The following is a 14,650-nucleotide window of genomic DNA, read 5'->3' on the forward strand; positions in this document are numbered from 1 at the left end:
ACTACTACGTAGCGATGATACCGGCTTTTGACACCGATGCAGACTATATCGAATACTATATCTCTGCAAATATCCTGGGCAAAGAAACTAAAACAAATATTCTTACCGTAAACCTGGTGGATATGTCCATTGACCCGTTAGAGGGAATTGATGACGGCACCGGGGAAGGTGAAGTGTCAATAACCGCATCCTCGCCTACAAGATATTTCAATGACATAGCAGCCAATGACGGATATTTTGCCGGGGTTGACCTGGACAATAAAGCCTTTGACCTGGCAATCCCTGAAAAAGGCAGAAGCACCTGGCCTGCGGTTAATTCCAAGTGGAATCAGCCGCGTTCCGAAGGGACCAACCCGCATAAGGGTCTTGACTTAGATATAAGAACCGGTAAAACAATAGTTCCAATGCTGAATGGTGTAGTATTTTATGTACAAAAAAATGCAGGAGACAACAATTATGTTGCAGTACAATACGATTTGCATGGAAGCAACCATAGTGGCTCTGCAGATATGATCGTGTACTATTTCCACATTAACCCAAAGGATGGACTTACTCAAGGAGCCTCGGTTACAGCAGGCCAGACAGAGCTAGGGACTGTAAATTCTCTAAACCACCTGCATATATCGATGCGTGATTTTAGTGACCTAGATCTTCCACAGTATTATTTCTTCAAGGATGCGCCAGGCATGGATGCAGGATACAGGGTTGATTTGGTTCACGGCCCCCAATATTCAGGAAGAACAGTAACCTTTAGAGGATATGTTTACGATCAGGGTGGTTCTGCCCCATTACAAAGCGTATATATCAACTATGTAGATGACAATAACAGGTCGAGAAGGGCGCAGATGACACGCTCAGGGGATTACTACAGCTATACCTTCCCCAGTGACTTCAGCGGGTGTCCGGTTGCCTATTACCTGGAACTGTACAGGTCAGGGCTCCCCTATGATATGAAAGCCTTCAGTCCCGCCTACTACAACATATATTATGATGGCAGCCAGTATGTATCTACCCGCCCGCCATGGTCCGCATGCTATGACTATTTAGTACCTTAATATAAGCTTGACTAGGCAAATATTTCCTGATTATAATATAGCTGACATGTAAATTTACGATCTCTTCCGGCGTTAAATTTAAAAAAGGTGGGTTTGGAATGCTAAGAAAAAGGATTGCAACATCCTTACTTTTACTGGTGCTTTTTATAGGAATGCAGGGCTGCAATAGTATTCTGCCTGAAGATATCGCTGAACCGGAGGATAATGATACTATCGATGCACAAGTTGAAATACCTGCTGAAAATAATGAGGAGGAAGGTGAGATACTATATGATGGAGAAAGCATAAATTTTACCGGGCCTCTGACAAGTAATTATATGGATGAAGTAAACATATATGCAATATGTACTGCCGGCTTTCTAGGTCTTTTTAACAAAATGACCAGCAGATTGATTGAATGGCCCGATTTTTCGGATTTATTGCAGAATATATTTGACGCCGTTGATATGGATACCGAGGACCTAATTGATAAAGAAGATGTTTTTGTTAATGAGGTTTTGTTCCAGAAAATTAATCATCTACCTGAAGAGAAGCTGGCAGAACTGCACAAAACAAGAATAAAATATAAATTTCTTGAGATCGAATACAAAGATGTAGTTAAAATACCTCTTGAGAGTAAAACTATTTCAGCCAACAATATAGTTGTTTTCCACAATCCGGACAAAAACATCCTGGAAGTGTATTTTGACAGCGACGACGCTTATGTAAAATATGAAGTAAAGGGATTTGCAGAGGATTTTATCAGATGGCATGATGATTTCTTGAAAAGAGAGATTGAGCAGGTAATGGAAGGTGTAGATTAAGAGGAAAAGGGTCAGGTTGCGATAGGGGACGGTTCTCCATCTGCTGTATCTTGAGAGACTATGGGGGACATGGCAAGAGGACGGCGTTGTTGACAACATACAAAATCAAACAACCAACGATGCAGCAGACATGCAAAAACCTGGCATAGCGTTACACTAACTCTGTCACCTGACACAGACACATATCGTTTATCTGCATAGGGCAGCTCATGTCACCGGCCTTTTCTAATTGTATTATAACGTATATCCTTAAACGCAAATTAGGAGAAGATTAGAGTTTGATTAGAAAAAGGATTAGATCTAAATTAAAGGAACTGGTGGATTAACCAACCAGTTCCTTTAATTTCTATAAAGGTTTTGCTAGTGACCTAAATTTTGTACAAACAATACAACACTAATTGGTTAATCCAGGAAGCTCAACTGAATATAGTTCGGCTGCAACAGTGCTTCTATCAGCAGCTGGGCCAGTTTGCTAAGGGGTGGAATGATTACCTTAATACATTCTATGGTTCTTTCTACAAACCCCTTAATCCTGGAACATTTTTTAACCAGAGTTTTTACCCCGACATCCTTTAGCTTTGTACAGCTAAGCTTAATGGCCTTAAACCAGGTGATTAGATTATGCGTCATAAATACCATCCATAGGAAGGTGTAGATGCCATAGAATTTACGGGTTCTAAGATTCTTAATACCATACGTATTCTTTGCCATCTTAAAGAAAGCCTCTATGGTCTGGCGACCATTGTAAAAGTGAAAAGCTTCCACTGAGGAGAGTTTCTCTCTACCAATATTGGTATATAGAATCGTATAGATAAGTTCTCCTTTTGTATCGAGTATTTGAACCAGTATTCTTCGCACCCCGTTTTTTAAGGGTGGCAATTCTACCACCCAGGTAGCTTCATCAACCTTAGTGTAGCATGCAAAAGGTACAGTTTCTGCAATTTTGGCAGCCTGCGTAGTAGAGTACCCCTTTACTACAAACTTAAGCCCTTTTAAGCTTGCAAGATACGCAATGTTTTTTAAAGCACCATAACCACTGTCTGCCCGGATGATAAGCTTGCCTTGACGGATTTGGTCGGGATATTTTACTAAAACAGCTTCAACTAAATCCTTTAGTCGGTTCTGACAGTGCGTATTGCCCGTGTCCAGGTAAAGGGCTATAGCTTCGGAATATTCACCGGCAAAGGCAGCAGATATTTGGTAACCGGTTTTACCCCTTTTTCTAGGGAAGTAGCCTTTATCGCTAAACTCATAAGTCTTACCACCTGCTATTAGGCCGGACATATCGATATCTATTACTACATCATTATTAGAAGCTGTGGAAAGACTGTATTTACTGAATAACTCATTATGGATATTTTCAAGCTGCTTTATGTTTTCATCATCGGTGCGAGTGAGCAGGGTATTAATCTGTGACTGGTCGGGGAAGTGTTCCATTCCCAGTAAATTTGCAGCCAGTTTCTCAGGACCTAATACCTCATTAATGTCTTTGGTATACTCACAGCCCATGATAACAGAGGCAATTATGGTAAGTAATTTCTGGTAAACAGAGTACTTTACTTCTTTCATCTTAAGGCTGAAAGCCTTAAGCGGAGCGAAAAAGCCGGTATCCAGGCCAAACTGTAATACAGATGCCAGCCAAGCGGAAGTAGTTTCATTCTTGCAATCACTAGTTGAAGTTGTTATCCTATCCATAGGGTAATACCACCTTTCGATTAGTGTTGTGATGAATTACTACTTCGATAGGCAGCGGTATTGCCCTCTTTGCATTTATTGGCCTGTTTACCAAGGTAATATTACCCATACTTTACGATGATGTTTGTACGAAATCTAGGTAGTGAATATGAAATTGCATAGGCTACAGATATAAATGCTATAATGATGAGGATTTTTAAAGTGGCTCTCTTTAACTTCAAAACTCGTTTTTTATCATTATATGTAAAAAACATAAAAGAATAAAGGATAAAATAGATGCAGCCTAAAAGGAGCATAGTTTTACCCGCATTGACGAGAATATACTTGTAAACATCAATCATTTGAATCACCCTATAACAGATAGAAAAGTCTAAAGTCTTTGGCCAGGAAGTCACAATATGCTAGGATCCTTTGTTTGCATTATATCAAAAAATACCAGGCCCATCATTAAAATGTCGTTTATCTACCTTCTAAGCTATAAATATAAAAATTTTCAAAAAGCTGGAACATTTTTTGTATTAGTAACGTCTTATAAAAGGACAAATATTAATAGATCCCAAATAAAATCTGTTCATTGAATCAATTCATTGAAAAAAAGGTTATTCGTATCCTTGACAGGAAAATTTTTGTCAACAACGTAAAAGAGAATACTTTATGAATGAAAAGTTCCCGTTCGTGAGTACAAAGGTCGTTTTTACGAGTGAAAATGGGGCTTTCATGAAATTTCAGTAAAAAATTATAAAAAATGGTGTATAATATTAGGCACACAGACATTCTAGGAATAACACAAAGATGTTTTACCGGCAAATGATAGAAAGTAGGGGGTTGGACAGGGGGAGCTATCCTGAGGGGGGTGTTCTTTTGTCCTCTTTAATTACGGATAAAAAGCAAAAAGTTTCTCTTGTATGTGGCGGAGAACAGATTTTGCTTGATCAGGACGAAATAGTGATGTGTTGCATAAGAGGTAAACAGATAAAAATTTATATGAAAGACGGCAAAGTTTACACCTGTTACGGCAACCTGAAAAAGATAGGGCAAAAGCTTACCGAAGGCAGTTTTTTCAGGAGTCATAAATCCTACCTGGTAAACGTCAGCTTTATAGAGAAGATTACCAGCCAATATGGAGAAAGGGAAATAGAATTCAATTGCATAAGAGAAAGAGCAGCGCTCAGTAGGAGAAAGGCAAAAGAGTTAAAGAAGCTGCTTGAATAAAAACCGTTAAAACCATAAGATCGACCGATGAAGCCGTGAAAGTGACCGTTTAGGATGTAAATTCGACCGTTTAGGGAATACAGCCTAAAAATGTTTAAAAATGGTGGTATAATATGGACAAGAAAAGCTCATCAGGAAGTGTGTATACATAAGGTAAAAAACAAGCATCCCCACCAATGTATACATCTTTTCGCAGGACTATACATTGGCAGGGACTCACCCTTTACCCGAAAGAGACGGGCAGGGAATTAACTTTATTATACCTCCCTCTCCAGTCTCTGTAAAGGTAAAGGAGATTGTTGTAGGGAGAGGTGGTGCTTATGAGGGTAATATGAATGTAAAAGAGTTGTAATATCTATGGATAAAATGCTGAAGAGCTAGTATTAAATTCCAAAGGAGGAGATCTAGTGAAGAAGGCTTTTAGTATTATTTTAACACTGTGTTTTATTCTGTCTTTAAGTGTGAATGCTCTTGCAGTAGAAACGAATGATGAAGTTACACCTAAAGGTTATTGGGAGTATTGGAAAATCGATGATAAAAAGAAGAATTATGACGAAGAGCCGATAGGTAATTGGGAACTTGTTTATGTAGGAACACCAGCTAAGAAACCAGGTGAAACTGATACAGTTACTGCATCATTAACACGCAGTGCAGAAGTAACTGGCTCAATACAAGTGCCTGTTAAACAAATAGCGGCATCAGTAAACGTTACTTTAGGAGTAGGATACACTGTAGGAGGCTCACGCACATCAGCTCCGCTTGATGTTGGCGAATATGTAAAAGGATATGCACGTCCAGTTGCTTCTATCCATAGGGTAACTCAAAGAAAGTATATTCATATGGACGGTGAGGACATTCCAACTAGTGAAATTGCATATGCTTATGTTAAAGAACCTACAGCTGTTACAATTAGAATAGAATACTATAAATCTACAAAATCCTTAGACAATAGATCTTTAAATGATAAACCCCACAAAGTCGAAACTTTCATTATAAAAAATGGTATATGTGAGAAGCTTTATGAATAATATTGTATGATAGAATGGGGTTCATGCTAATTAGCATGAACCCCATTCTATCAAGTGAATTTATGATATAATAAATCGTGTACCTTATATTTTTGGAGGTGAAGGTTGAAAAAGAAGGTTGAAGGTTGAAAAAGAATAGTAGAGATTGCCTATTCACTTAAGGGCATAGCAAACAAGCCATCTTGCGGTGGCCTAAAAATTGAATATGTATATAAAATTAGGTTATTCAGTAGCTGACTTAATTCTATAGCCCTGGTATTTTGCTATTAAAACAGCCTGCTCTACAGTAATCTCCCGATCGGCAGGAAGAATGTCAGATTTCCTATAAAGTTCAGCATTATAGGGTTCATTATTCTTCAACATGTTGTATAATGCCGTTAGAAGCATTCTTGCTATTGCAATGATTGCTTTCTTGTGACCGCGACGCTTTCTTAAACGAAGGTAACGGTTACGGATTTCTGGATGCTTTTCACTTTTAACCACAGAATTAGCACATTGGACTAAAAGTGGCTTGATGTAGCATCCGGCTTTGGAAACCCGGACAGACTTTTTCTTCCCTGCACTTTCATTGTTGGTAGGTGCAAGACCTGCCCAAGAGCATAAGTGCTTCGCCGAAGGAAAAGACTCCATGCTTACGCCAATCTCTGAGATGACTGTGATTGCAGAGAATATGTTGTTAAATGCTGGAGCGGTTAGGATTAGGTCGAGTTCTTGCTGATAGGGACCGGCGAGCGCAAGAATCAGTTTTTCTAACTCTGTTTTCCGGGATTCCAAATCTTCAAAGTGCTTTTTGATAATCTTTAATTTACCAGCCTGTGATGGGGTAATGTAACCATCAATAGCGAGCTCCAATTCGGGAATTTTGTCCGTCATAGAGCCATGAATTAAGGGTTCAATATCAAATGAAGTATCCAGAGGATTTTCAAGAATCTTATCCAGAATTCTTTTGGAACTTTTACCAAAAGTGTCCGAGACAACGTTTCCCAATTGAATGTTGGAAACCGTGAGACAGTTTTGAAGGCGGTTCTTTTCACTGGACATAAAGCAGGTTAGTTTGTAACGATAGCGCATAAGATCACGTAGCTGGCGAATATCAGCGGGAGACATAAAGCTACCGGCAACAAGATCATGCTTAAACAGGTCAGCAATCCATTTCGCATCTTTCTTGTCAGTTTTTTTACCACGAATAGCCTTAACATACTTAGGATGTGCAAGTACAATAGAACAATCTTTTTCCAAGACGTTGTACACTGGAATCCAGTATTTACCCGTAGATTCCATACAGACATCCTTACAATTAGATTCAAGTAGCCATTGTAACAGCTCTTTCAAACCTTTCGTGTAGGTAGAAAAGCGATGGCTCTTGTAGGTGGTAACACCTTGTTTATTGGTGGAAGCGATGCAGGCTACAACAAAAGTTTTGTGAACATCAATTCCACAGCAGACTTTATACACGATTTTTAAAGCCATAGGGACTCCTTTCTGAACTGGAAAGTTCGAAAAAATTATAGGGAGATACGGCATTGACTGACTGCCTAGCATTTAAACGAGATTGTTTAAACAAAGATAAGGTTACGTACTCAAAGGTACACTTATTTGTGCTTGAAAAGGCGGTCTACACATATAATTATGCGGTCACTCTGCAAGCAGAGCAGCCCACTCACCTCCCCGTGATTTGTAGTATACCGAGTTCCCTATGGGCTTGATTATAAAATAAATAAAGCTCAAAAGCACCTTTTCATTACGTTTTGTGCCTTGAGCGAAGCGAAAGGAATGAATATAATTATGAAAATTCAAATTTGCATAGTTATATTATTGAATATTATACTAGTGGCCTTATTCTCTGGTTGTGCAGTAATGTCTGAGAAACATACACATCAAGGGATTGAGCATGAAATGCTATATGACTTTTGTAATGATCACAATATTATACTATTAAATGTTGAGCCAGTTGAAAACACTTCGATTATAGCATATAAAAAAGAAAATGAATATGGGATTATGAAACTGTTCTTAAGTGAGCAACCAAATACAATAAGTTTCATAAAAAACTCGGTTAGTATTGATGATAATTCACATCAGATTGCCTTTTTACAGCTTGATTGTGCAGAACGCAATTATATTGCTTTGTTTTTGTTAAATAAAGAAATAGCACAAAACGCGTCAGTAATAACAATTGAATTTGAAGATAAGATAAATCCTTATAAAATATCAGTTACTACAAGAGATAAGGACTCGGTGATAATTCCTTACTCTAGTGAAAATGATTTAAGAAATATTTCTGGAGTTACTATAGAAAATATCAGTGGTAGTGTAATATATGAGACAGGGGGAGAGACAGAGGGATAGGGACTTGTCTGGCGGGAAAACAGCAGAAAGCAGTATGCAAAAACAGGCTCAAACTTGAAATATTCCCTGGTTGCGATAGAGGACGGTTATCCATCTGTCGCATGTTAAGAGATTATTGGGTGCACGACAGGGAAGACGGAGCTATTGGCAACATGCAAAATCAACAATGCAACAGACATGCAAAAATTTGACATAGTCACAGGAATGTATATTTGATGGAATTAAAAGAGGGGTACGGTTTGCCAATCAGACAAAATGAGAGGATAACCGGAATAATATAGAGGAATTATTTTTAAGGCATAGCATGACACTAACTCCGTCCCTTTGACATATATACAAGTATGAACATATATCATTTAAAGGAATGATCTTATGAAAGATGTCGATATTTTTGTATCAAAATGGAAAAATAATCATGAAAAAGGAATCGTAATCTATTTAATTAAATACATTACCCCTATGGCTGTTTTACTAACTTTTACCTGTTTTTTCTTTTCTTATATAAATGGTACTATTTACTCTGATGCTTTTTATAGCCTTATTAGGTATAATGTACTTTTCCTTATATTCTTTACATTATTAATTTTATATGATTGGTTTAGTTCTGAGAAAAAATATAGGAGACTGCGATAGGAGACGGCAGACTGTGCCAAAATAGAAAATCATGCTAGATTATTGCCTATTGAATCGCGGCCCTAACTAAGCGTCCCCTATTCAAATAATTGTCAATATGTAGGTAAAAGAGGTTGAAAGAGCAAGATACTCCTTTCAATCTCTTTAATATTTCCTTAATTCCTAATATATTTATTATTCTTTTCATGTTATAGGCTAAAAAGGCCAAAGAGGCCTCCGTCTTCACTGACTCTAAGCCACGGGTCAGAAAATACGATAATCCCCATCCCCTTTTCACAGTCCCAAAGGGGTGCTCTACAATCATTTGCCGGGTTTTATATAACTCCTTACTTTCACTGGTCCGTTGATCAACAGTGTCAAGGAAATCCTGGTCTATATGCCTCGTGATAATACGTCCCTTTTTCACCTTTTGTACACAAGTCCTTATACTCACATCTTTTGCAAGCTTCACTATTTGCGTAATTTAATCTCTTTGTCTTATCATTAATAGCCTTTTTTCTAGTACAGCTTAGTTCATGTCCGGCAGGACAGATGTAAACATTCTTTTCTTTGTTGTACATAAATCTATCAGGGTAGAATTCCCGCTCACCTGTCGAGTTTGAAAAGACCTGCTTTGCAACATAGGTTTCTATGCCTTCCTTCTCACATGCTTTAAGATCATCTGCATTGTAATACCCCTTGTCCGCAAGGGCCTTGATGCTATCTACTTCTAAAGCATCCATTGCCCTTTTTCCCATCTTGCTTAACTGACCATGGTCTGACGGGTTATTTATTGCATCACAATCCACTATAAGACAATGCTTGTTATCTACTGCAGTTTGAACGTTATAGCATACGTCCACTCCGTTGTTGTTTACACTCATTAATCTTGCATCTTTATCGGTAGTTGATATCTCATTTATCTCCTTGTCCTCAAGTTCATCCAGATAGCGTTGGTAAGTTTTTTTACGCTCTGTCAACTCCCTAATCCTCATCCTGATTTCTTCTTTATCAGGCTTCCGGCTGCTTACCTCATTGGCGTCGTTTGTATCAAGCTCATTCATGTACTCATCAAGTTTTTCATCGATGTATTTTAGTTTCCGGTTAAGGCTCTTTTTGTTGAAATTATTCTTCTTTGAATTAGAAGCTCTAAATTTTGAACCATCAATCGCTATAACTTCCTTGCCAAACAAATCCCAGCCCTTACACAAGGATACCAATTCATGAAACACCTCGTGTATAGCCTCTTTGTTTTGTTTCCTAAACTCAGCAATTGTCCTATGGTCAGGTTTTAATTTTCTAAGAAGCCATATAAGTTCAATATTCCTACCGGCTTCCTTTTCAAGGTCCCTTGATGATACAATTTTGTTCATATACCCGTACATAAACAGCTTGAGCATATCAGCCGGGTTATATCCAGGCCTGCCGGTACTGGCGGGATTAGCCCTCATAAAACCTAGCTCCACTAAATCCAATGAGTCTACAAAAGCTTCTATTACCCTAACAGGGTTGTCTTCGGTTATATAATCGTCTAAATATTCAGGGTAAGCTATTCTTCTTTTTCTACTTACGCCTTCGATATATCTCATAATTCCACCCTCTTTCTTTTTAACGAGTGGATTATACCACATATCGAGCAATTTATACTAACCAATTACTGGAGTATCGGCACAGTCTGACGGTTCTCCATCTGTCGCATCCTGAGAGATTATGAATGAAGAACGCGACGAAACATTTATTGAGCTGAAGGAAAAGGCAAATGTTATAGATTAAGATGAATAAAATCTTGAGGAATTAGACAAAAGAACCGTCCCCATGTCTGCCATTTGCAGGACCGTAGGTAGCCATGCGGGTACTCATCCTTCTGGAATCGAACCTCCTGGTTATACTGCAGTAACAAGTACTTCATGGCGTAATGTAGATTAATATACAACATAGGGTCTACGGTTGATTTACCCGTAGGCCCTATTTATAATATATGATATAACAGATGGTATTAGAATAAAGTGGTTTGATGATGGATAAAACAGTGCGTTAAGGCTGAGAAGGTAGAGTTTTGAAATAGATACTATTATAGTAGAGGGGGAGTACATACTTGGGATTTAGTATTGGATTTAACAGTCTAGGGTTAGTGAGTTTTATTGTAACACTTATATCTCTTTTAGCTATAGCCATTATTTATAGTCGTATTAAGCAAATTAACTCTATTATGTTTTGGCTTGTAAGCAGCATTGCTATACTTATAGTCTCTTATTTAATATCTATAGTTTTATTTTAATGATTTAATGCACGGTCCCCAATATGCGGGGAGAATAGTAACTAGAGGATATGTTTATGATGAGAGTGAACGTCAAACACTACAAAGCGTAGATATGAAAGCCTTCAGTCCTGCCTACTACAAATAACGTAACACACCGCTTTACAAGCCTTATCCCATTTGTTTAAATTTGAATTAAAGGAACTGGTGGATTAACCAACCAGTTCCTTTAATTTTTATTATAGATCATTCGTATTTATGATAAAGCTTGAAATAAAACCTTACCTGGGAGCCCATGACAGCATAGGTATAGACCATATTACTGTCAAAGTATCGCTAGGTAAGGTTGAGGTTCAAAAGTTTATGCTTTAACAGAGCCGGCTGTATATCATAAAGCTTCATCGTGAAAGGCTGTGTCCTACTGCCATGCAAGGCGCGTGCCGGTAGCCTTGCTCATATGTTCGGTCAGTGCCACCATATCATCCATGTTGACCGTTTTCACATCGTTTTTCCCAACCAGGCCTGCCAGCATTGTCATTTCGGAAGTCGAGGCCTTTATGAAGTTGGCCAGGGCCTTGGTTCCTTCCTCAATGTCAAGCAAATCCCCGTGGTCCCCGAAGGAAAGGAAGAGTTCCGAGGGTGCAACGCCCGGCGGGACTTTATGCCACTGGGAATAGCTCATTGCGATGAGGGCGGCCTCGGCTAGATAAACCGCATTAGCACCCAGGGCCATCGCCTTCAGGCAGTCTCCCGCATCCCGCAGGCCGCCGGTTACTATGAGATCTATGTTGTCACGAACACCACGGCTGATTAAATGGCGGTGGGCCCTACCAATTGCGTATACAAGGGGAATGCCCAGGTTGTTGATAGTTACCTCGGGAGAGTTTGCAGTGCCGCCTCCACCACCATCTATTGTAACAAAATCACATCCCGCTTCAATAATCCTGTCAAGGTCCTTTTCAATATTCCCTGCCGAAATTTTTACGCCGACCGGTACATCTCCGTTGATGTTCCTGACATTTTGGACAATATCCTTCAGGGTTTTCCCCTGGTCAATCTCCGGATGAAGCAGGGGCCTGCTTGAGCTTTGACCGGGTTTTACTCCTAGTTGAGCGGCAAGCTCCTTATCCACATCCTGGTTATCAACGGAACCCGCCAGGGCCCCCATGGAGCCCTGCCCAAAGCGGATCTCCACAGCATCGGCCGCTTTTATTTCCTCATCCGAATTGCCATAACGGGCCCTGTTGAACTGAACTATGTAGTATCTTGCATACCTGCGTTCCTCGGGAAAGAAACCGGTATCCCCTGAGTTACAGGCGGTGTCGGCAAGGGCGGAGGCCTTTCCCCAGCAGATCTTGGTCTGACGGTTGACAGAAAGGCCGAAGGCCATTGCCGACAGCATAATCGGGGTGGATATCCTCAAGGGCCTGTTGGTGTTTTTTCCTATAACCACCTCGGTACTGACGGTTTTGGGATTGGCCGGAAGGGTATCGATCATTGCGGGTACAAACATCAGGTCCTCAAAGGTAGGAAGTTTGCGGGTAGAACCGTACATCTCTATCACGGGAACCCCGTGCTTTGCCCTTTCACCTATTGCGGCAAGCTTGAGCAGCGAAAAACCGTGAACAAGGTGTGGGCTCTTGGTGCTCTCCAGTTCGCGCATCCTTTCTAACATATCATCAATGAGGTTCTTTACAATTCCTTCTCCTAGCAACTCTATTCCTCCTTTTAAGGTATGGGGACACACCGCTGCGCCTATAAGGCCAGGGGACACATCGTATGAGAGGTGAGAGGTGAGAGTTTAGAAGTGGGAGGTTGGATTTTAGTATTGCTCTCCAGCACTTCCAAGATTCTCACATCTAACATCTCACTTCACACTTCCCAGACAGGAATGTCCCCATTAAAGTTCCTTGCTGCGGAATGTCCCCGATTTATAGTATTTCATTAAATGGGTGTTTTATTTGCGGTAACGCAAAAATAGTTCACAGCGGATGGGGTGTATTTAAGATTTACCCGTATAGTACACCTTGACATGAATTTCCACCTGGATTAACATGGATATATGGGTCAGGTGAGGGAAGAGCTTTACGATGCAGGGGAGGGGGTAAAGCTGAGTATAAAGGACTATCTTGTAAAAAAGTATCCGGGGGAGGAGAATAAATACTTTGTAGGCAGGATGTTGGAGTACCTGGACAGGTGCGAAAACACACAGCAAAGAATTTTTACCGATTTCCTCGATCCCCTCAAGGTCAAAATAGCGGCGGAAATGTCCAGACACTGTAACGGTTCCTGTATCAACTTCTATGGCGGATTTGAAGAAGCTGAGAGGCGGATTGCAGCCGTCTCCCCTGAATGGGACCGGGTTAAGCTTGAGGAATATCCTGTAGTTTTGTTAAAAATAACAGACAAAGGATGGGGAAAGGGCTTAAACCACAGGGATTACCTGGGCGCGCTTCTGGGCCTTGGAATAAAGAGGGATAAAATCGGGGATCTCTTGGTAAGAGATAGGGTATGCCTGGCTGCCGTCCACCAGGATATTGTCGGCTTCGTTGAGATGAATTTGGAAAGGGCGGGAAACAGCAGGGTTGATGTGGAAAGGGTATATGCAGGAGACCCGGCGCTAAGACCGGAATTCAAGGAGATAAGGGTTACGGTTGCTTCCCCGAGACTGGACGGGGTTGTCGGTGCGGTATTCGGCCTCAGCAGGGAGAAATCTTCAAGGTATATTAACGGGGAAAAGGTCAGGGTCAATTGGGAGGTGTGTATCAGGCCGGATATCGCCTTGAAGGAAGGCGATATTGTTTCGGTAAGGGGTGAAGGCAAGTTTAAAGTCCAGGGATTTACGGGACTTACAAAGAAGGGCAGAACAATAATACATATAGATAGATATGTTTAAACAGATCACAGGTACTAGGTGCTAGGTACTAGGTACTAGGTACTAGGTGCTAGATACTAGATCGCAGGGGCTAGTACTATTCTGTTAAATTGCCAAGTTCAGTCTGTCATTGCGAGGAGCCATAGCGACGTGGCAATCTCAAATGTTGTTGCAATAAGATCGCCGCACTTCGTTGCACTGCGTTCGCGATGACAAAAAAGGGACTTTTTCAATAGATAATGGAATTATGACAGAGTAGTACTAGGTAATAGTTCGTAGAATATCGTTCGCAGATTGCGGATAGCAGGTGCAGGTCACTGGCAACTGATAATCGGGGGGATTCGTTATGTTCATTCAAGAGGCCGTTAGGCCTTACAGAGGGCTTCCAAAGAGTGTATATTTTTTATTTATCTCAAAGATTGTAAACAGTATAGGCAATTTCGTAATGCCGTTTTTAGCAATATTTTTGACTGACCGCCTGGGGATGAGAGAGGATCAGGCGGGTTTTTTCGTCATGCTTGCCGCCATCGCTTTTGTTCCTGGTTCTTTAATAGGGGGAAAATTGGCGGATATTTACGGGAGAAAGAAGGTCCTGATCCTTTTTCACGGGCTGTCCGGCCTGTGTTTTGTTCCCTGCGCCTTCCTCGGACCCTCAATGCTTGTCACGTGGCTGCTGGTTGCATCAAGCCTATTCATAGGGGCATCAAACCCTGCCTATACCGCAATGGTGACAGACCTTACCGATATGGGAAACAGGAAGCAGG

Annotated in this window: 14 protein-coding genes and 1 other annotated feature; of the genes, 9 read left to right on the forward strand and 5 right to left on the reverse strand. The window is 40.5% G+C overall.

Going from position 1 to position 14,650, the window contains the following annotated elements; all coding sequences use genetic code 11:
• Together HPY74_15845 and HPY74_15850 are read left to right on the forward strand one after the other, a co-directional pair.
• On the forward strand, positions 1–1,055 hold a 1,055-nt coding region (locus HPY74_15845), incomplete at its 5' end, for a M23 family metallopeptidase (GenBank protein NSW92117.1).
• A gap of 98 nt (positions 1,056–1,153) precedes the next feature.
• On the forward strand, positions 1,154–1,858 hold the full coding sequence (locus tag HPY74_15850) for a hypothetical protein (protein ID NSW92118.1): 705 nt from the start codon (positions 1,154–1,156) through the stop codon (positions 1,856–1,858).
• A gap of 402 nt (positions 1,859–2,260) precedes the next feature.
• On the opposite strand, the gene HPY74_15855 is transcribed toward HPY74_15850, so the two are convergent.
• Complete coding sequence (locus HPY74_15855) at positions 2,261–3,553, reverse strand: transposase (protein NSW92119.1); 1,293 nt, start codon at positions 3,551–3,553, stop codon at positions 2,261–2,263.
• Between the two features lie 861 nt (positions 3,554–4,414).
• Here HPY74_15855 and HPY74_15860 point away from each other — a divergent pair.
• The 3 genes from HPY74_15860 (at position 4,415) to HPY74_15870 (ending at position 5,793) form a co-directional block, all read left to right on the forward strand.
• Positions 4,415–4,765: a LytTR family transcriptional regulator gene (locus HPY74_15860; protein ID NSW92120.1), complete on the forward strand. Its 351-nt coding sequence runs from the start codon at positions 4,415–4,417 to the stop codon at positions 4,763–4,765.
• A gap of 205 nt (positions 4,766–4,970) precedes the next feature.
• Positions 4,971–5,117: a hypothetical protein gene (locus HPY74_15865; protein NSW92121.1), complete on the forward strand. Its 147-nt coding sequence runs from the start codon at positions 4,971–4,973 to the stop codon at positions 5,115–5,117.
• A gap of 55 nt (positions 5,118–5,172) precedes the next feature.
• Positions 5,173–5,793: a hypothetical protein gene (locus tag HPY74_15870; protein NSW92122.1), complete on the forward strand. Its 621-nt coding sequence runs from the start codon at positions 5,173–5,175 to the stop codon at positions 5,791–5,793.
• Between the two features lie 222 nt (positions 5,794–6,015).
• Here HPY74_15870 and HPY74_15875 read toward each other — a convergent pair whose 3' ends face one another.
• Positions 6,016–7,263, reverse strand: coding sequence for an IS110 family transposase (locus tag HPY74_15875; protein NSW92123.1), 1,248 nt, complete (start codon positions 7,261–7,263; stop codon positions 6,016–6,018).
• 315 nt (positions 7,264–7,578) lie between these two features.
• On the opposite strand from HPY74_15875, the gene HPY74_15880 reads away from it, so the two are divergent.
• The gene (locus HPY74_15880) at positions 7,579–8,142 is read left to right on the forward strand and encodes a hypothetical protein (protein ID NSW92124.1); all 564 of its coding nucleotides are present in this window, start codon (positions 7,579–7,581) and stop codon (positions 8,140–8,142) included.
• 679 nt (positions 8,143–8,821) lie between these two features.
• Here HPY74_15880 and HPY74_15885 read toward each other — a convergent pair.
• The gene (locus HPY74_15885) at positions 8,822–9,181 is read right to left on the reverse strand and encodes a transposase (GenBank protein ID NSW92125.1); all 360 of its coding nucleotides are present in this window, start codon (positions 9,179–9,181) and stop codon (positions 8,822–8,824) included.
• The gene (locus HPY74_15890; protein NSW92126.1) at positions 9,132–10,343 is read right to left on the reverse strand and encodes an IS1182 family transposase; all 1,212 of its coding nucleotides are present in this window, start codon (positions 10,341–10,343) and stop codon (positions 9,132–9,134) included. Before HPY74_15890 ends, HPY74_15885 begins: the two co-directional genes overlap by 50 nt.
• A gap of 926 nt (positions 10,344–11,269) precedes the next feature.
• Here HPY74_15890 and HPY74_15895 point away from each other — a divergent pair.
• Positions 11,270–11,383, forward strand: coding sequence for a DUF3888 domain-containing protein (locus tag HPY74_15895; protein ID NSW92127.1), 114 nt, complete (start codon positions 11,270–11,272; stop codon positions 11,381–11,383).
• 46 nt (positions 11,384–11,429) lie between these two features.
• Here HPY74_15895 and HPY74_15900 read toward each other — a convergent pair whose 3' ends face one another.
• Positions 11,430–12,725, reverse strand: a complete 1,296-nt coding sequence (locus HPY74_15900) for an FMN-binding glutamate synthase family protein (GenBank protein NSW92128.1) — start codon at positions 12,723–12,725, stop codon at positions 11,430–11,432.
• Between the two features lie 66 nt (positions 12,726–12,791).
• Positions 12,792–12,881, forward strand: a sequence feature (possible 16S ribosomal RNA but 16S or 23S rRNA prediction is too short).
• A 192-nt stretch (positions 12,882–13,073) separates the two neighbouring features.
• Between HPY74_15900 and HPY74_15905 the strand changes: the two genes are divergently transcribed.
• On the forward strand, positions 13,074–13,907 hold the full coding sequence (locus HPY74_15905) for an RNA-binding protein (GenBank protein ID NSW92129.1): 834 nt from the start codon (positions 13,074–13,076) through the stop codon (positions 13,905–13,907).
• A 325-nt stretch (positions 13,908–14,232) separates the two neighbouring features.
• The coding region (locus HPY74_15910) for an MFS transporter (protein ID NSW92130.1) at positions 14,233–14,650 on the forward strand (418 nt) is incomplete at its 3' end.

It is taken from the genome of Bacillota bacterium, assembly GCA_013314855.1.
Taxonomy (GTDB): domain Bacteria; phylum Bacillota; class Clostridia; order Acetivibrionales; family DUMC01; genus Ch48.

What these genes read in the sequence shown, in the direction of transcription:
- HPY74_15890 (NSW92126.1), bottom strand. Translation starts at nt 10,343, where the DNA reads ATGAGATATATCGAAGGCGTAAGTAGAAAAAGAAGAATAGCTTACCCT.
- HPY74_15855 (NSW92119.1), bottom strand. Translation starts at nt 3,553, where the DNA reads ATGGATAGGATAACAACTTCAACTAGTGATTGCAAGAATGAAACTACT.
- HPY74_15880 (NSW92124.1), top strand. Translation starts at nt 7,579, where the DNA reads ATGAAAATTCAAATTTGCATAGTTATATTATTGAATATTATACTAGTG.
- HPY74_15895 (NSW92127.1), top strand. Translation starts at nt 11,270, where the DNA reads ATGATAAAGCTTGAAATAAAACCTTACCTGGGAGCCCATGACAGCATA.
- HPY74_15850 (NSW92118.1), top strand. Translation starts at nt 1,154, where the DNA reads ATGCTAAGAAAAAGGATTGCAACATCCTTACTTTTACTGGTGCTTTTT.
- HPY74_15905 (NSW92129.1), top strand. Translation starts at nt 13,074, where the DNA reads ATGGGTCAGGTGAGGGAAGAGCTTTACGATGCAGGGGAGGGGGTAAAG.
- HPY74_15875 (NSW92123.1), bottom strand. Translation starts at nt 7,263, where the DNA reads ATGGCTTTAAAAATCGTGTATAAAGTCTGCTGTGGAATTGATGTTCAC.